The 17,574-nt window shown below is 73.8% G+C and carries 16 protein-coding genes and 1 pseudogene; 2 read left to right on the top strand and 15 right to left on the bottom strand.

The features are described 5' to 3' along the window. The 12 genes from ACFXGX_RS18680 to ACFXGX_RS18625 form a co-directional block, all read right to left on the bottom strand. The coding region (locus ACFXGX_RS18680) for an acyl-CoA carboxylase epsilon subunit (RefSeq protein WP_384792153.1) at positions 1-171 on the bottom strand (171 nt) is incomplete at its 3' end. A 361-nt stretch (positions 172-532) separates the two neighbouring features. Next, a complete protein-coding gene (locus ACFXGX_RS18675) occupies positions 533-2,935 on the bottom strand; it encodes a hypothetical protein (protein ID WP_384792004.1) in 2,403 nt (800 codons plus the stop codon). A 120-nt stretch (positions 2,936-3,055) separates the two neighbouring features. Then, the gene (locus ACFXGX_RS18670) at positions 3,056-3,955 is read right to left on the bottom strand and encodes a 4'-phosphopantetheinyl transferase superfamily protein (RefSeq protein WP_384792001.1); all 900 of its coding nucleotides are present in this window, start codon (positions 3,953-3,955) and stop codon (positions 3,056-3,058) included. A 152-nt stretch (positions 3,956-4,107) separates the two neighbouring features. After that, a complete protein-coding gene (locus tag ACFXGX_RS18665; protein WP_384791998.1) occupies positions 4,108-5,640 on the bottom strand; it encodes a hypothetical protein in 1,533 nt (510 codons plus the stop codon). Between the two features lie 56 nt (positions 5,641-5,696). Beyond that, entirely contained in the window at positions 5,697-6,830 is a 1,134-nt protein-coding gene (locus tag ACFXGX_RS18660) for an SRPBCC family protein (RefSeq protein ID WP_384791995.1), read from the bottom strand. A gap of 193 nt (positions 6,831-7,023) precedes the next feature. Then, on the bottom strand, positions 7,024-7,980 hold the full coding sequence (locus ACFXGX_RS18655) for a BTAD domain-containing putative transcriptional regulator (protein WP_384791992.1): 957 nt from the start codon (positions 7,978-7,980) through the stop codon (positions 7,024-7,026). 1,174 nt (positions 7,981-9,154) lie between these two features. Further along, a complete protein-coding gene (locus ACFXGX_RS18650) occupies positions 9,155-9,853 on the bottom strand; it encodes a ScbR family autoregulator-binding transcription factor (protein WP_384791989.1) in 699 nt (232 codons plus the stop codon). Between the two features lie 631 nt (positions 9,854-10,484). Then, positions 10,485-11,195, bottom strand: a complete 711-nt coding sequence (locus tag ACFXGX_RS18645) for a ScbR family autoregulator-binding transcription factor (RefSeq protein ID WP_384791986.1) — start codon at positions 11,193-11,195, stop codon at positions 10,485-10,487. A 189-nt stretch (positions 11,196-11,384) separates the two neighbouring features. Then, positions 11,385-11,513 (bottom strand): hypothetical protein, encoded by a 129-nt coding sequence (locus ACFXGX_RS18640; protein WP_384791983.1) that lies wholly within the window; start codon positions 11,511-11,513, stop codon positions 11,385-11,387. Positions 11,514-11,646: 133 nt separating this feature from the next. Next, a complete protein-coding gene (locus tag ACFXGX_RS18635; protein ID WP_384791980.1) occupies positions 11,647-12,420 on the bottom strand; it encodes an SDR family NAD(P)-dependent oxidoreductase in 774 nt (257 codons plus the stop codon). Further along, positions 12,417-13,241 carry an HAD family phosphatase gene (locus ACFXGX_RS18630; protein ID WP_384791977.1) on the bottom strand — a complete coding sequence of 275 codons (825 nt, stop codon included), beginning with the start codon at positions 13,239-13,241 and terminating at the stop codon, positions 12,417-12,419. The genes ACFXGX_RS18635 and ACFXGX_RS18630 overlap by 4 nt, the downstream gene beginning before the upstream one ends. A gap of 238 nt (positions 13,242-13,479) precedes the next feature. Continuing rightward, positions 13,480-13,614, bottom strand: coding sequence for a hypothetical protein (locus ACFXGX_RS18625; RefSeq protein WP_384791974.1), 135 nt, complete (start codon positions 13,612-13,614; stop codon positions 13,480-13,482). Positions 13,615-14,483: 869 nt separating this feature from the next. Here ACFXGX_RS18625 and ACFXGX_RS18620 point away from each other — a divergent pair. Continuing rightward, positions 14,484-15,788, top strand: a complete 1,305-nt coding sequence (locus ACFXGX_RS18620; protein ID WP_384791971.1) for an AfsA-related hotdog domain-containing protein — start codon at positions 14,484-14,486, stop codon at positions 15,786-15,788. Between the two features lie 173 nt (positions 15,789-15,961). On the opposite strand, the gene ACFXGX_RS18615 is transcribed toward ACFXGX_RS18620, so the two are convergent. The 3 genes from ACFXGX_RS18615 to ACFXGX_RS18605 are packed head-to-tail and all read right to left on the bottom strand — an operon-like array spanning position 15,962 to position 16,824. Beyond that, positions 15,962-16,297 (bottom strand): hypothetical protein, encoded by a 336-nt coding sequence (locus ACFXGX_RS18615; protein WP_384791968.1) that lies wholly within the window; start codon positions 16,295-16,297, stop codon positions 15,962-15,964. Continuing rightward, positions 16,294-16,503 (bottom strand): hypothetical protein, encoded by a 210-nt coding sequence (locus ACFXGX_RS18610; protein WP_384791965.1) that lies wholly within the window; start codon positions 16,501-16,503, stop codon positions 16,294-16,296. Before ACFXGX_RS18610 ends, ACFXGX_RS18615 begins: the two co-directional genes overlap by 4 nt. Before the next feature lie 60 nt (positions 16,504-16,563). Then, a complete protein-coding gene (locus ACFXGX_RS18605; protein WP_384791962.1) occupies positions 16,564-16,824 on the bottom strand; it encodes a hypothetical protein in 261 nt (86 codons plus the stop codon). Positions 16,825-17,374: 550 nt separating this feature from the next. Between ACFXGX_RS18605 and ACFXGX_RS18600 the strand changes: the two are divergent. Next, positions 17,375-17,574, top strand: a pseudogene (locus ACFXGX_RS18600) (hypothetical protein); the annotation flags it as partial.

Raw genomic sequence — 17,574 nt, 5'->3', positions numbered from 1 at the left:
ACACCCGCGCCCCCACCCGCGGGGGCCGCGGGCCGGCCGCGCCGTCGGCCGGCCGGGGGCCGGGCGGGCGCGCAGGGCCAGCAGGACGACGGCCAGCGCGGCCAGTTCCTCCTCGGTCGCGGTGCCGCGCTCGACGCGCAGGGCCGGCTCTCCGCGGTCCACGTCGCCCATGGCGCCTCCTCCTGCAGGTGCCGCCACCCTCGGCCACGGCGCTCAAGAAACACTTTCGGACCACTGGACGGCACCCGCCCGGCACCCAGGCCCGTCCGCACCCCGGATGCCCGGACGACCCCGGCGCACCGGCGCCGGGCGCTCCTCGGCACCCCCGGCACCCCCGGCGCACCGGTGCCCGGGCGCTCCTCGGCACCCCCGGCACCCCCGGCGCACCGGTGCCCGGGCGCTCCTCGGCACCCCCGGCGGCCGGGTGTTCAGGCGCCCGGTGCTCGGTGCCTGGTGCTCGGTGCTCGGTGCCAGGTACCTGGTGCCCGATGCTCGGTACCTGGTGCTCGGTGTCTGGTGTCTGGTGCTCGGCTCAGGCGGTGCGTGCCCGTACCGCCTGCAGGGCCCGGGACAGGGCCAGCGCGGTCTCGGCGGCGCTGCCGAGCCCGGTCATGACCACGGCCGGGACCTGGCCCGTGCGATGGGCGGTGCGGCGGGCGAGGTCGTGGGCGGCGGGGCCGGCCGGTCCCGCCCCGCACACGGTCAGCCGCCCGGCGTCACCGGGCAGGTCCGCCAGGACGCCGGGCGGCGCCTGCCCGCCGGCCAGGGTGAGCGACACGATGCGCTCCGGCCCCCGGTGGGCGCGCAGGAGCAGGTCGTAGGCGCCGGGGGTGACGCCGGGGACGGTGACCAGGCACACGAGATCCGCCCCGGCCCGCCCGGCCCGCAGCACCGTCAGCGCCGGGGCCGCGGCGCCGGACGCCGGCACTGTCATGGCGGGCACCTGCGACGTGCCCAGCAGGGCCAGGGCGTCGGCGACGGTGAACCTCTCGTGCACACGGTCGGGCAGACTGCGCAGCAGGTGCAGGCACTGCGCGAGGGTTTCGGCGGCGTCGGTGTCGGTGAACCTGGCCCGGTCGTAGAGGGCGTCCAGCACCAGGGCGTCCTGCGGGTCGTGGTGCGCGACGAGGGTGATGGGCACGGTCGTGGCGCCGCCCGCGCTGTGCGGCGCGCCCGCCGTGACGGCCTGCGCCGCGAGTTCGGCCCGCAGGTTCGCCGGCAGTTCGGGATGGCTCTCGAAGCGGACGGTCGTCTGGGTCAGGGGGCGATGGGGGGCGCGTCCGCTCCACCGGCGGACCTGGCCGGCCGACACCCACGCGTAGGCGGCCAGGTCGAGCGCGGCGTCACGGACCTGCACCAGCAGGTCCGCCAGCGGCGTGGCCCCGTCCACGGTGACCGTCATCGGCAGCGGCCCGCCCAGCAGTCCGGGGATGCCCGCCCCGCCCCGCAGCGCCATGTCACGTCCCGACAGATGCACACCGAAGGCCACCGGCAGCGGCCCGTTCACCCCGGCCGCCCGGTACAGCAGCAGGGCCCACGCCAGGTGCAGAGCACTGCTCTCCCCCGCGCCGCGGCCCCCGGCCCACGAACGCAGCCGGGCACTCTGCACCGGCCTGAGAACGCGCCTGATCCGGCCCGTCCCCCCACCCGGACGGCCCGTCCCCCCGGCCGGGCTGCCTGTCCCCCCGGCCGGGCGGGGCGCCTCACCCGGGCGGGGCGCCTCACCCGGGCGGGGCGGCTCACCCGGGCGGGCCGGGGTGAGGGCGGCGCCGGCCGGCGGTGCGGCCGCCGCCCAGAACTCCCGGGCCGCGGCCGTGTCCTGACGGGCCAGCCAGTGGGCGTGGTCACGGATGTCGGGGCGCCGGTCCGCGCCGGGCAGCACACCGCCGGCGAGGTAGGAACGGTAGAACTGGCGCACCAGCAGCCGCGCCCCGCGCTCGTCGAGCAGCGCCCGGTGGTAGGTCACCAGCAGCCGGACCGGCCCCCGCCCAGCCCCGGCCCCGGCACTGGTGCCGGTGCCGGCAGCGGGGCCGGGGCCGGTGCGGGTGCGTCTCGCCAGGGGCGGTCCCTCGAACAGGGACACCCGCAGCAGAGACGGCCGGTACAGCTCGAAGCCGCGCTCGCGCTCGCGGCGCAGCAGGTCCTGCCAGCCGGCATCGGTGTGCCCGTGGTGGACGACCTCGACGGCCGCGCGATCGTGCAGCACCAGGCGGGGGGCGCCGGCCCAGTCGAAGGACGCCCGCAGCACCGTCTCGCGCTCGGCCAGGGACTGCCAGGAGGCGGTGAACCGGGTGAGGTCCAGCGGCCCCGTCCAGTCCCAGTGGAGCTGCTCCACGAAGCGGCCGGGGCCGCCCTGATGGCCGGCCGCCGCCGCGAGCAGCGCCCGCTGATGCCCCCGCACCGGGACCGTGCCCGCGGCGGGCGGCGCCAGCAGGTCGGCCAGCAGCTCATCGGTGAGCTCGTCGGTAATCGGCGGCCCGGACCCGTCCGGGCCGAGGCCGTCCGGGCCGAGCGGGCCGCGCGGGCTGAGCCGCAGGAGATACCGGCCCGCCCGCCCGGCCGGACCCCGCACGCCGTCCGGTACGCCGTCCCGCACGCCGTCCCGTACGCCGTCCCGCGGCACACCGTCCTGCGGTGTGCCGTCCGGTGCGGGGTGCTGCGGTGTGCCGTCCGGTGCGGGGTGCTGCGGTGTGCCGTCCGGTGCGGGGTGCTGCGGTGTGCCGTCCGGTGCGGGGTGCTGCGGTGTGCCGTCCCTGGGTACGTCCAGTTCGACGTCGTAGGTCCGGTGGGATCTCGCGACGCGGGCGGCGACCGCCTCGGCATCCGTACGGGTCGCTCCGCACAGTTCGAGGACGAGCGGCGACCGGTCGTGGGTGTCCTGCGGTTCGTGCACGACGGCCAGAACGGTGCCGTCGTACGAGTGATGACTCCTCATCGCCCCCCGGGGGCGGCGCACAGCGTTGCCGCAGCAGCCCTGTCCACCACCCCCGCCTCCTTTTCGAATCGTTTCTGCACGGCCGGCCACAAGCCGTCGTCCCCCCACTGCCATGTCTGCTCACCGCGGTCCGGAACCACGCCGTCCGGGGAAGTCCAGGACCCGCCCGCCGTGCGGCGGCTGTGCCGGGGGCACCCGGTGCGGCGCGTCCGCGAGGGACGGCGTGCGCGGCGCGTCCGCGAGGGACGGGATGTGCGGCGCGGCCGGCTGCGGTGGCACGGCGTTCGGGGGGTGCGCTTGGCCCGAAAGGTGGACCTCACCCGGGGGGTGCACTTGGCCCGGGGGGTGGGCCTCGCCCGGGGGGTGGGCCTCGCCCGGGGGGTGGGCCTGGCTCGGGTGGTGGGCCTGGCTCACCAGGTAGCGGCCGTCGACGAGATGGGTGGCAAAGGCCCACTGCCCGGTGCTGTCCCCGGCGAGGCGGGCGGTGCCGGCCGCGTCCCATGTGAAGCCGATCGCCGGGAACCGGCGCCGCATGCCGTGCCCGAGTGCCTTGACGTACGCCTCTTTCAGGGTCCACAGGCGCAGGAACGCCTGCGTGCGTTCCTGTTCGGGCAGGGCCGCCAGCCGCCCGGCCTCCTCGGCGGTGCACACGTGCTCGCGCAGCGCCTCGAAGGAGATCCGGCGTCCGGCGGGCTCGGCGTCCACACCGACCGGACCGGTGCGGCTGACGCCGGCCACGATCAGCTCGTCGGTGTGGGCGAGGCTGACCTGCAGGTCCGTGCCCAGTCCGCGCAGCACGGGCCGCCCGCCGGGCAGGGTGGCGAGGTCGAGCCGGGCGGCGGGGACCTGCAGGACGGCGGCGGCCGTGTGCTTGAGCACCATCCGGGAGACGGCCAGGATCAGCCGTCCGGCCGGGGCCGGGTGCTGCCGGTAGCGCGGCCAGTCGCGGCCCAGCAGGGCGCGCAGGTCGGGGTCGAGCAGGGCCGGTGCCAGCCACTGGCCCCAGGTGGTGTGCACCACCGCCCGTCCCCCCTGTTCGACGTGCTCCTGGACCTGCTCCCACGGCCCGTCGGGCCCGGGCACATGACACGGCGCCGGCAACGGCGCCACCGGCCCGCGCGCATGCCCGTGCCCGTGCCTGTGCCCGTGCTCGTGCGGTGCCGCGCTGCCGCTCACCACGCCGGCCTCGCCGCGTACAGGTCGCCGTCCGCGCTGTGCGCCGCGCGCCGGGCCAGTTCGTCCCACACACCCGGCTGCGCGTCCGGCATGCGGGCGGGCAGCGCAAGCCCGAGCCGCACGGTGATCCGCCCGAGCGCCAGCAGCACCCAGCCGGTACTGCCGAGGAAGGGCTCACGTGCCCGGGCGGCCGCCTCCCGGGCAGCCGTCGTCCGGTCGGCCAGCACCAGCAGGGCCTGGCGGTCCGCCAGGGCGCGCACCGCCGGGTCGGCCAGGTCGTGCCCGGCGGTGACCGCCCACGCGCCGCGCAGCGCCCGCCGCTCGGCGGCCAGCCGACGGCCGATACGGGCGAGCGCATCGGCATCGGCTTCGGCTTCGGCTTCGGCATTGGCATTGGCATTGGCATCAATGCCGGGGCCGGGGGCCGCCGCGGTGCCGTGAGGCGGTGCCGGGAGCGGTGGTGTGATCTCGTGCCGGTCCGGGGGCGGTGGTGTGCTCTCGTGCCGGTCCGGGCCGCCCGTCGCGTTCAGCCCGCGCACGATGCGGGCCTGGGCGGCACCGGTGGCCGCCGGGCCGGCCCCGGCCAGCGCCCGGTCCCGTACCGTCCTGGCCAGGGTGCGCCGTTCGACGGTGTGGCCGTCGAAACCGCACTCGTTCAGCACCAGTTCGAGATCCCCGAGCAGTTCGACGGCGAGCTGCGGCACGAGATACCCCACGGCGGCGGCGAGCAGCTCGCCGCCGCCGTCGTTCGCGTCAGGCCGGTATGGGGACGGGGCCGGTGCTCCGTCCCGGGACGGGGCGGGGCAGGCGCGCAGGGCCGCATCCGTCAGGCTCTGGCAGGCCAGCAGGTCGGCGAAGACGGCGGCCAGGACCGGCCGCCACTGCCGGGCCGCCGCCTCGTAGCGGCTCAGACCCTCCACGATGCGGGTCACACCGCGCAGGACGGCGCCGGCGGCCGCGAGCAGCGCCGCCGGACCGAGCAGGTCGGCCACCGGATGCGGCACCGGGGCGCCCGTCAGCGGCCCGATGCTCCAGGCATGGGCGAGGGCGAGGTCCCGGCGAAAGAGCGGGCCAAGGGCACGGGCGAGCCGGTCGGCGCCCGGCAGGTCCCCGGGACCGGGCAGGCCGGCGGGCGCAGCGGGCAGATCCTCGTACCCGCCGGCCCACAACACGGCACGGCCATAAGGGTTGGCAGGATCACGGACATCACCGAGCAGCACCGCGAGCCGCGCCGCGTACTGCGCCGCGCCGTCGGATGCCTCGGCGGACACCACGTGCCGCACCGCGCCGTCCGGTGCCGGGGCGGCCGCCACGCCATCGGATGCCCGGGCGGGCGCCTCGTGTTGCACCACGCTCCCGGGCGCCTGCACGGACGACGCGTGCCGCACCGCTCCGACGGATGCCTCGGCGGGCGCCGTACGCCGCACCGCGCCGTCGGATGCCGGGGCTGGCGCCGTGTGCTGTGTCCCGCTGTGGGGGGCCGGGGCCGCCGGCGGCCCGGCCTGCCGGTGCGGCCGGGTGGGGGCCATCGCCGTTCTCCTCGTCGTCGTGGTGCCGGGCGCCGCGGGGCCGTTGCCGGGCGCCCTCATCGCAGCCGGCGCAGGGCGCTCTCGGCGTGCCAGCGCGCCAGGGTCAACGCCTCCGTGCTGGTGCGCCCGAGCCACTCGCGCACCTGGCGGCGGGCGTCGACGGGCAGCACGCCGGTCCCCGGCGCGGGCTCCACCGCGCTCTCGCGGAGCATCACCTGGTGCCGGTGGGCGACCCGCACCCCGCAGGCGTCGGGCTCCAGGGACCACTCCCCGTAGTGCGCGGCGATGGGATCGGGCGTCACGGTCTGCCGGTGGACGATCCGCCCGGCGGCCGGGAAGCACAGCCGCACGCCCTCGAAGACGGTGGTGTCCCCGGTGTCGGGATCGCTGGTGTGCACGACGGTCCTCTGCACACCGGGCCGGTCCTCGCCCACCTCCACACGTTCGACATGGGGAACCAGATCGGCCCAGTCCCCGATGCGGTAGAGGAAGTCGTAGACGATCTCCGGGGAGCCGCAGACGTAGACACTGTCCTCGAAGGACAGCAGCAGCTCGTCCAGACGGTCCCAGCGCTCGGCCGCCTCACGCACCGCCGCCACCTCCGCCCGCACCCACGCCTCACACCCATCAAGCACCCCGGACACGTCGGGCGTGGTGGGTGCGGTGGGCGCGTCAAGTGCTCCGGGAACCCCGGGCGCGTCGGGCGCCCCGGGCGCGTCGGGCGGGCCGGGCGCGTCGGGCGGGCCGGGCGGGCCGGGCGGGCCGGGCGGGCCAGGCATCTCGGGTGCGCCGGGCAGGTCGGGTGCGCCGGGCGTGTCGGGTGGTCCGGGTGGGGCCGGGCTTTCCTGATGCAGGGTCACCAGGCAGCGGCCGGGCCCCTCGGGTGACACGTTCCAGCTCCCGTACGTCGGCGCGTCGGGCGCAAGGGGGTCCCGGTGTTCGAACTCGATGCGGCGCAGGCCGGGGTGCAGTGCGCGGCGGGCGAGCGCGGAATGCACCCGGCCCCCGTACAGGTGCCACAGCCGCAGGCTGTCGCCCGCGGCGTCGGCGTCGACGCGTTCGACGTGGACGTAGGCAGGCAGCAGGACGGGCCAGCGCGGGGCGTCGGCGAGCAGGCCGTAGACGACGCCGGCGGGGGCCGCGACCTCGACGGTGTGCCGGGCGGAGTGTTTCCGCTGCGACGACGACATGCGCGATCTCCTCCTCCCGGTGTGATCAACGCTGCACGGCCGCGGCCGAGCGGTGCTCGATTCCTGGTGGAGAGGGACACCGGAGCCCGGGGTGCAGGGGCCGAGCGCGGTGCCCGGGTGCAGGGGGCCGGGGTGCGGGGGCCCGGGTGCGGGGGCCCGGGTGCGGGGGCCCGGGTGCGGAGGCCCGGGTGCGTCAGCCCACGCGGGCCGCACCGGCGCCGGCCGCGGGGCGGGCCGGGAGGGTGTCGGGGCCCGACATCAGGATGGAGCGCTGCAGTTTGGCCAGGGCGGGCGAGGGCTCCAGACCCATGGCGCGCACCAGGGTCGCACGCAGCCGCTGGTAGGCGTCCAGTGCCTCGCCGCGGCGCCCGGAACGGTAGAGGGCGAGCATGTACTGGCCGCACAGGCTCTCGTGCATGGGGTACTGGTTGATCAGCACGGTCAGCTCGGCCAGCAGCTCACGGTGACGGCCCAGGCGCAGATCGGCCTCCACCCGCTGGTCCAGGGCACACAGCCGGCTCTCCTCCAGCCGCTTGGCCTCGGTGCGCAGCTGGGGGCCGGTGTGGACGTCGGCCAGCGCGGGACCGCTCCACAGCTCCAGGGCCTGGCGCAGCAGCCGGGCGGCCTGGGGATAGTCCTCGGCGTCCATGGCCCGGTACCCGCTGCCGGCGAGCCGCTCGAACCGCCGTACGTCGCTGACGCCCTCACCGCTCTTGAGCAGGTAGCCGCCGGGCACGGTCAGCAGCACGTCCTTGGCCTGCCGACGCCCCGCACCCACACCCCGACCCTCACCCCGGCTCTCACCCTGCCCCTGACCCTCGCCCTCGCCTTGGCCCTGGTTCTGGCCCTGGCCCTGGCCCTGGCCCTGATTCTGGTTCTGGTTCTGGTTCTGGCGGTCTTCGCCCGCTGCGCCACCGTCGAGGGCGGCGGAGATGAGTTCGCGCAGCTGCAGGATGTAGGTCTGCAAGGTGGCACGGGCACTGCGCGGGGGCCTGGCCCCCCACAGCTCCTCGGCCAGCACCCCCACCGGGACGACCTGGCCGGCCCGCAGCGCCAGCAGGGCGAGCACCTGACGGGGCTTGGGAGCCGTGGGCGTGATGGACACGCCGTTGTGCCGCACGGCGAGTGTGCCCAGTACATCGATGTCCACGCGCTCTCCCCCATTCACCGGCACCGTCCGCGACGGTCCCCCGACACCCCCAGTAAAAAACAGCATGAGCGGTATGTCAACGCTCGGGACGCCGGCCCCGCCCGGGGTGGACGCAGACTCGAGGCAGCCGCAAGACACACGTGTCAACACACCGAAAACAGGGCGAACCCCCTACATGGGCGGCTGAACAGCGACACGAACGGGCCACCACCAGGACCAACGACCAGACCCTGAAGACGGTTTCCAGACGCCGCGGACCCCCACCACCACCCGCCAACTCCCACCGCCACCCGCCGACGCCGCGGACCCGGAACACCCGCCACCGTCACGGACCCGGACACGCCGCACGCCGCACGCCGCGGGCCCGGAGCACGCCGCGAGCCGGGAACGGCACCCGCCGATGCCGCCGGCTTTCGCCGGTGCCGCTGACACCCGGCACCCGGGCCGGCATCAGCCGACTCCCGTCAGCTCCCGCCCCGGTCGGCGCCGCCGGCCCGGGGCACGCCGCCGCGGTCCGGGACGGCTCCCGTCGGCTCCCGTCGGCTCCCGGCCCCCACCGGCACCTGCCGGCCCCTGCCGACCGTCGCCATCACCGACGCGAGGCAACACCTGCCCAAGGCAACACCCCGGCCCCCCCAGCCCGCGCCGGCATCCACTCGGGGCAACACCGGCTCAAGGGCAACACCCGCCGGCTCCCGGCCCCGTCGGCATCACCGGCCCGGCCCGGGGCGGCACCTGTCAGCCTCCGCCGGTGCCACCGGCTCCCGTCGGCGCGCCCGCTTCGGACAGCACCCGCCTGCACCGGCACCCGCCGACGCCCGTCAGTATCACCGGCACCCGCTGACGCCGCCGATGCCCCGTCAGCATCGCCCGCACCAGCCTGCATCAGCCGGCTCCGGTCAGCTCCCGGCCCCGGCGGCGCCACCGGGGCCGGGGCAGCACTGCCCCGGCATGGAACGGCACCCGCCCATGACGCCCGCACCCGCCGGCATCACCGGCATCAGCCGATTTCCGTCAACTCCCGTCCTCCGTAAGCTCCCAGCCTCCGTCGGTGCGGCCGGTGCCGGGCGGCTCAGCCGGTGCCGGGCCGGTGCGGGGCAGCGCGGCCGGTGCGGGCCGGTGCCGGGTGGCTCGGCCGATGCCGGGCGGCGCAGGATGGCGCGGCCGGTGTCCGTCACCCGGCGGTTTCGTCCGCGCCCTGCGGTCCGCCCGCGTCGTGCGGCCCGTCCGCGTCGTGCGGTCCGCCCGCGCCGCCGGTGCCGCCCGGCTCGACGCGGACCTGCTGCGGGGATGCGGCCAGCAGGGGCAGCAGGAAGGTCCAAAAGCGTGCGGTCCGCTCCAGCGAGACCCACTCGAGGTCCCAGCCGCTCAGCGTCTCGAAGCCGACCGTCGCGGCGACGACGGCCGCGGCGGCGTCCTCGGGCGAGACCCCTCCGGCCAGCTCCCCCTCCTCCCCCGCCTGGGCGATGAGGTCCTGCACCCACTCGCACCACCACCGCACCAGCCCCCCGCCCTCCTGCCCGCCCTTGAGAGAGGGGTCGTGGCTCAGCTTGAAGCCCGCCCTGACCACGGGATCACCGGCCACGGCCGCGAGCAGCCGGCAGGTCGCGTCGACGAGGGACTGCAGCAGGGTGCCCCCGCCACCGCGGCAGCCCGCCGCCATCTTCCCCACCACATCGGCCGCGGCCCCCTCCACCTCCCGCGCCAGCGCCTCCTTGCTCGCGAAGTGGAAATGCAGCGCGCCGGTGCTCACCCCGGCCCGCTTGCTCACCGCGGGCAGGCTGGCCAGCGCATAACCGCTGTCGGCGAAGACCTCGGCCGCGGCAACGATGAGGGCCTCACGCGTACGAGCCGCCCGCGCCTGCTTGACCATGTGCACCCTCCCTGCCGACCAACCCATTCCCAAGACCACTTTATCAAACCGCATGTCTGGTTGGTTATTGCTCTGCGGAACAGTCCTCCCCGGAAAAGCCCCACCGGCAGAACCCAGGAGTCCCCTGCTCACCGGGGGACACCCGGACAGAGCCGCCGCCCCGCCGCCCGGACGGGCCCGCCGGGAACAGGTCACCCGGTCGGTTACAGCCCCCGCCGCGCCCACCCGCCCGCGGTGAAACCCGCACGGGAACGAGACGACCGCAAAACCTGCCGCCGGCAGCCGCACCGGCCGGACGCCGGACCGCCAGGAGAAACCTTCCGCCAGGTTTGCTTGCACGGCCCGCCAGACATGAACACGGACCCCGGCATGAACACGAACCCCGGCATGAGCACGGACCCCGGGCCCGCCGCCGGCACCCCGGGAACACGGACACGGGACACACATCCCGCCGCCGGCACCCCAGGGAACGCTGGCCCTGGCGAACGAGAACGCGGGCCCCGGCGCACGGGGCATGGCCCTGGCGCACGGGGCATGGCCCTGGCGCACGGGGCATGGCCCTGGCGCACGGGAACGCGGGCCTGGCGAACGGGGCGCGGGCCGGTGGCCGCCGCCCCGGGAGCGTGCCGGGTCAGCCGGCCGCCGGCTCAGGCTGGGGCTCGGGCTGGGGCTGGGGCTGGGGCTGGGGCTGGGGCTGGGGCTGGGCTGCCAGTCGCCCGGCCTCCTCGATGACCCGCGGGCCCCGGTCCGGCGCGATGTCCAGGCTGACCAGGGCGGCCGGGGTGGCGATCGCCGGCAGGACGTAACGAAAGAGCGTGGAGGCCCGCTCGGACAGATCGGCCCAGTCGGCGTAGGCCTCCGACAGGTGCTGCATGCCCAGCCAGGCGCCGAGGATGAACTCCGCCGTCTCGTGCGGGTCGATGTGCCGCAGCACCTCGCCCTGCTCCTTGGCCTCCGTCACCTTCGCCGTCACCAGCGCGGTCCACGCGGGCCAGGCACTGCCGAACAGCTCCCGCCCCTGCACGTCCGCCGAGAGCCGGATACCGGCGATCAGCACCACGTCCTTGGGGATCCGGTGGGCCAGCGTCATGCAGATGTCCACCAGCTCCTGGAGCTTCAGCTCCCGCGGCACCCAGTAGTCGGCCGTGATCTGCGCATCGATCACCCCGCGCGCCAGGGCCTCCTTGGAACCGAAATGGAAGTAGAGAGCCCCCTTGGTGACCTCCGCACGCTCGAGGATCTCCGCGATGGTCGCCGCCGCGTAACCACGCTCGGCGAAAACGGCCGCCGCCGCCTCCACAACAGCGCGCCGGGTCCGTACCGCACGTTCTTGCTGTGCCATGGGACCCTCCACACCAATGTAAACAAAACCGAACGTGAGGTACCTTACCCCACGGTCAGCCTCATACCCCCGGCGGCACACGCCAACCCGGCACCACCGGCACACCCCCACGACGACGCCCCGCCACCATCACGCCGCCGCCCGCCACGCCGCCGCCCCCAGCGAACCGCCGTCACCGCCCCGGCGCCGTCACGCCACCGCAGCGCCGTCGCCTCGCCGCCACCACAGCGCCGCCACCATCACGCCGCCGCCCGTCACGCCGTCACCCGCCACGCCGTCGCCCGCCACGCCGTCGCCCGCCACGCCGTCGCCCGCCACGCCGTCGCCCGCCAGCGAACCGCCCTCACCCCACCGCCGTCACCGCCCCGGCGCCGCCTGCCGCACGGTCACCCCGCCGGGCCGCGCACCCCGCCGGGCGGTCACTCCGTCGGGCGGCCACTTTGTCGGGCGGTCACCAGGCGGTCCGTCCTCCGTCCACCGCGAGCGTCGCCCCCGTCACGAAACTCGCCTGATCGCTGCACAGCCACGCCGCCGCCCGCGCCACCTCCTCGGGTTCCGCGGCCCGCTGCGCCGGCGCCGAACGCAGCGCACGCCCGCTCAGCTCCGGCACCTGCAGCCACTGGTCGACCATCTCCGAGCGGGTGAGCCCCGGCGCGATCGCGTTGACCCGTATGCCGCAGTCCGCGTACTCCACGGCCGCCGCCTTGGTCAGACCGATCACCGCATGCTTGGAGGCGATGTACGGCGCGCCCGTCGCGGAGGCGAGCAGACCGCCCACACTGCTGGTGTTCACGATCGCACCGCCGCCGCCCCCGAGCATCGCGGCGATCTCATGACGCATGCAGTTCCACACCCCGCGCACATTGGTGTCCATCACCGTGTCGTAGGCGTCGTCCCCCAGCAGATGCAACGGCGACCTCTCCAGCCCCACACCGGCATTGTTGAACGCCGCGTCCAGCCGCCCGTACCGCTCCACGACGTACTCCACCAACTGGCGCACCTGATCCCCGCAGCGCACGTCCACCACCCGGCAACTCGCCTGCCCGCCCGCCCCGTTCAGCTCCCCCACCAGATCCCGCAGCCGCCCCCCGCGCCGCGCCGCCAGAACCACCACCGCACCCTGCGCCGCGAACACCCGCGCCGCGCCCGCACCGATACCACTGCTCGCCCCCGTGATCAGCGCCACCTTCCCCGCCAGCGGCAACCCGGCCCCCTCCCCGCTCACCCCCGCACCCCGCCACCCGCACCCGCACCGGCGAGCGCGCCCCTACCGGCACCCACACCCGCACCCGTGCCCGCACCAGCGAGCGCACCAGCACCCGCGAGCGCGCGCCTACCGGCGGGCACACGCGCACCCGCACCGGCACCGGCACCGGCACCGGCGCCGGCCGGTGCCCGGCCCTGTCCGGGCCACACCGCATCCCGCGCCGCCTCGTCGTCCAGGACCCGCAGCAACGCCTCGTCGATCTCCCCCAGAGCCCCCACCAGATGCCGCACCCCCGCCTCCCGCATCGCCTCACGCTGGAAACCGTGCCGGAACGTGCTCGGATGCCCGATGAACGGCACCCGCAACACCCGCGCGTGCGCGGCGAACCGCGCCACGTCGTCGATGAACAGCACCCGGGAGGGCTCCAGCCCGAAACACCGGGCGATCTCCCCGATCCCCGGCCGGAAACCGTCCGTGCAGACATAACCCGGCCCGGCGAAATGCGACCGCCACGCCCCCAGATACCGCTCGAAATGACGCTCCCCCAAACCCCCGTAACACACCACCTCCAGCCCCAGACCCCGCAACCGCCCCACCAGCTCCAGCGCCCCCCGCGTCAACGACACCGGATGCTCCCGCACATACCGCTCACGCTCCGCGAAATACACCCCCGTCATCCACTCCGCACCCGCCGACGACCCGATCGCCCGGGCCAGCACCCCCGCCGCCACACGCCGCGGCTGCGAGAGCACCGCCGCCTCCAACTCCCTGCTGTAAGCCACCCCATACGCCGCCAGCACCCGATGGATCACCGGACTGAACGTGTCCTCCAGCAGCACACCGTCAAGATTCACAGCAGCCACCCCCAACGCGCCCAAACCACCAGACATCCCGATCCCCCTCGTCACAGAACCAAAAAAGCGAAACCACACCACACAACCAAAGACAGAACCCACAAAACCGGCACAGCCAGCGCATCCGGCGCAACCGCGTCACAACGCCAAAACCGAACCGGTCGAACCACACCACACAACCGAAAACAGAACCGGTCGAACAGGCAGAGCCGCTGACGCCGCATCACAGGTGGAACCGCAGGAGCCGCACCGCAGAACCGAAGACAGAACCGGCAGAGCCGCTGGAGCCGCACCACGGGTGGAGCAGGTGGAGCCGGTGGAGCAGGTGGAACCCGTAGAGCCGGTAGAGCCGTGCCACAGAGCCGAAGGCAGAGTCGCTGGAGCCGCACCACAGGTGGAGCCGGTGGAACCGGTGGAGCAGGTGGAACCCGTAGAGCCGGTGGAACCGTGCCGCAGAGCCGAAGGCTGAGCCGGCAGAGCCGGCAGAGCCGTGCCACAGAACCGAGGGTGGAACGGTGGAGCCGAAGGTAGAGCCGCACCACAGAACCGAAGACGGAACCGGTCGAACCGCTGGAGCCGCATCACCGAACCGAAGGTGAAGCAGGTGGAGCCGGTAGAGCAGATGGAGCCGGTGGAGCCGCGCCGCAGAGCGGGAGGCGGAACCGGTGGAACCGTGCCACACAGCCAAGGTGGAACCGGTCGAACCGCTGGAGCCGCGCCACAGAGCCAAGGTTGAGCCAGTGGAACCGTGCCGCAGAACCGAAGGTGGAACCGGTTGAGCCGCGTCGCGGAGCCGAAGGTTGAGCCGGTAGAGCCGGTGGAGCCGCACTGCAGAGCCGGGGGTGGAGCCGGTGGAACCGTGCCGCAGAGCCGAAGGTAGAGCCGGTGGAACCGTGCCGCAGAGCCGAAGGTGGAACCGTGCCGCAGAGCCGAAGGTGGAACCGTGCCGCAGAGCCGGGGGCATCCCCGCCGCCACCCGCACCGGCGGCTTCCCTCCCCCTGCACCCACTCCACCCCGAGCCAAAGAAAACCGTCAAGCAGGTTTCGACTCGGCACATCCCTCCGACCGAGTAGGACTTTTCGCTGCTGCACCGCGAAAACGGAGGCAGTTATTCACGTTTCCACCATGAACTTGGTGAAGTCTTTACCTAGCGCTTCCGGCCAACAAAACCGGTAGGTCCGTATCTTATGGAGTCGTCGGACGCGGCTTCAAGACGGGGGGCAGCCATGAACCTGATCACCACCGAAAGCAGCCCGGGAACACGCGGCTTACCCCGCCTGACCACCACGGTCCCCAAGGAATACGTCCACCGCGCCGGCCTCGCCGAGGTCTTCCTCACCTCCTGCACCGCCCGCGGCCCCCTCACCTACACCCTCACCGGCCAATGGCCCCGCGCCCACCCCTACTTCACCACCCCCGACGGCAGGGCCCACGACCCCCTCCAGGTCGCCGAGACCCTCCGCCAGGCCGGCATGCTCCTCGCCCACACCGAACTCGACGTCCCCCTCGGCCACCACTTCATCCTCTGGTCCCTCAGCTACACCACCACCCACCCCCACGGCCTCCACATCGGCCCCACCCCCACCGACTTCACCATCCACGCCCACTGCACCCACCTCACCCAACGCCGCCACACCATCAACCGCGCCACCCTCCACATGACCATCCACCGCAACAACACCCCCATCGCCCACGGCACCGCCACCTTCTCCACCACCAACCCCACCACCTACACCCGCCTCCGCGGCACCACACACACAGGCGCGGCCGCTACCACAGCAAGCACGAACGGCGGCGCGGCAGGTATGGGCGGCACGGCAAGTACGGGCGACACGGGCGGCATGGCAGGTACAGCTGGCACCAACGGCGCAGGCACCGGCACGCCCGCAGGAGTCGGCGCAGCCGGCACGGCAGGCACGCTAGGCACCACCACGGCAAACGGCACGGCAGGCGCGGACAGCACGGGCGGCACGGGCGGCACCACCACGAAGGCAACCGGCGCGGGCGGCATCACGGGCACAGGCGGCACGACAGGCATGGCCGGCACGGACGGCATCACGGGCACGAGCGGCACGACAGGCATGGCCGGCACGGCAGACACCAACACGCGCACGCCCGCAGGGATCCGGCACCGCGCACCCATGCCCCCCGCCACCGTCAACCGCCTCACCCCCAACGACGTCGTCCTCACCCCCACCGACCACCCCCACCACTGGCTCCTCACCCCCAACCTCAACCACCCCACCCTCTTCGACCACAACGGCGACCACATCCCCGGCATGGTCCTCCTCGAAGCCGCCCGCCAAGCCACCTACAACGCCACCCACACCCCCACAACCACACCCACCCACACCCCCACCACCACAACCACCACCTTCCACCGCTACACCGAACTCGACCAACCCTGCCACATCCACATCACCCGCATCACACCCGACAACAACACCACAACCACCATCGAAATCACCGGCACCCAAAACAACCAAACCACCTTCACCACCACCACAACCACCACAACCACAACCCCATAGACGTGGTCGGGACCCAGGACGTGGAGGGACGTGTCAGGCGGCCCGGGTTGCCGTGCTCTCCGCGAACTCCTCGGACGGCTACACCAGCTGCGCACACGTCGAACGACACCACAGCCACCGCACCCGCAGCACCCGCAGCACCCGCAGCACCCGCAGCACCCGCCGACGGAATGTCACACATCCCCTTCCACGGCAATCCGCTCTCCGTCCCAAAAGAGCGTCTCTCCCGGCCCCGCGATGATCACCGCCTCGTCGCCGCGCCGGATGACGTATCCGCCGGGCCCCGGGACGGCTCCATAGCCGTGCTGTCGGCACCAGCGTTGGGGGATGTCGATGAGCATCGTCCAGGTGATGGTGATCCGGCTGGGGTCAGCCGCTTCACGGTTACAGACCATGCGCCGGAACAGCTGCGCCGTCGTCCGCAGCGCTCGCCGGTCGCGTTGCCACGGCCACAGGCCGGCGGCCTCACTCTCGTAGTCCTGGGCGAGGTCGAGCAGCGTCCCGCTCACCGCGCCCACTCCGCGCCCTCGTGGTCCCGATGCCCGGCGAGCGGCTGGGCGAGCATGCACAGCGTGACCTCGACGAGGGTCCCGCACAGTTTTCTCAGCACAGTCTGCTCCAACTCGGCTGCGGCCAGGCTGGTCACGACGGCGGGCTCGGCATCGAGGTCGGTGTTGACGCAGCCGCCGACATCCTCACCCCGAACACAGCCCACCCCCGCCCGGCATACCCGCTACGGCCAGGACACGGACGCGAGCAAAGCGATATCGCTGCTCTACGGGCCGCCCCACAACGGCCGATCATCGCCGGGGCGGCCGGACTCCCTGAGTGTCGGGCCGAGAATGCCGTGCAAGTCCCACGCTGCGGCACCCTCGAGCACCGTCTCGCTGAGGTGACCGTCGTCCGTGAGGGTCAGGGTCGCGTAGTAGCCCTGGGAGGCCGGGTTGAGGACCTCTTCGTAGTAGAAGGTGATCGAGTCGTCCGGGTACTCGGCCACGACCTTGCGGATCAGCGGTACGAGAAGGTCATCAGCCATTCCGTAGTCGGCGAACATCACGGCGAGCCGGCCAGGCTCCAGCCGCCACACCCGAAGCTGCCTCGCCCCGGGCCCACCAGGAGGCCAAGGATCCTCGACCCGGAGCAACTCAGGAGTCCGCGGCGGGTTGTTGGGATCGTCCGCTTGCATCACGTCATCTCCAGTGTGGCCCATGCCTGTCCGGCGGATCCTGCTGCGATCGACACGGTGGTGCGGCACACGTCACCACGCTCACACTACGTTCTGAGTACCACGGATGGATCCCGGTCAGAAAGACGGCGTCCGCCGATAGCGACGAGACCCGACCGCACCAGACCGCCGACGAGCGTCACTCACACATCACCCGGACGAACAGCCCACACTCGTTCAACCCCAGGCGGACCGACCGTGAGCCCCTCGAACACCCGAGCGGGACTCCAACCACCGCTCGTCATGCGGTATTTGGACCGTTCAGGCACATGGTCACGACAGACCCCGGCTCCAAGGGCTCCTCCACATCCGCAATGAAAGGAAACCGAACCCCGGGAACGATCTCTACGTCTGCTTCTACGTGGACCGGGCCGCCGTCAACGCCGGCCACCCCTCCGCCAAGTTCCAGGTCGTCACCAGCGGATTCCAGGACGTCACCTCCCGCGACGGCTACATCGTCCTCAACACCCGCAACGACGACGTCGCCTACCTGCGCAGCAACGCGGGCACCCTCTGCGTCGGACCGAACAGCACCACCGTGATGAGTCCCGGCCTCACCAT

This window comes from Streptomyces sp. NPDC059371 (assembly GCF_042751995.1).
Classification (GTDB): Bacteria; Actinomycetota; Actinomycetes; order Streptomycetales; family Streptomycetaceae; genus Streptomyces.
This window is presented reverse-complemented; position numbering and strand designations above follow the sequence as displayed.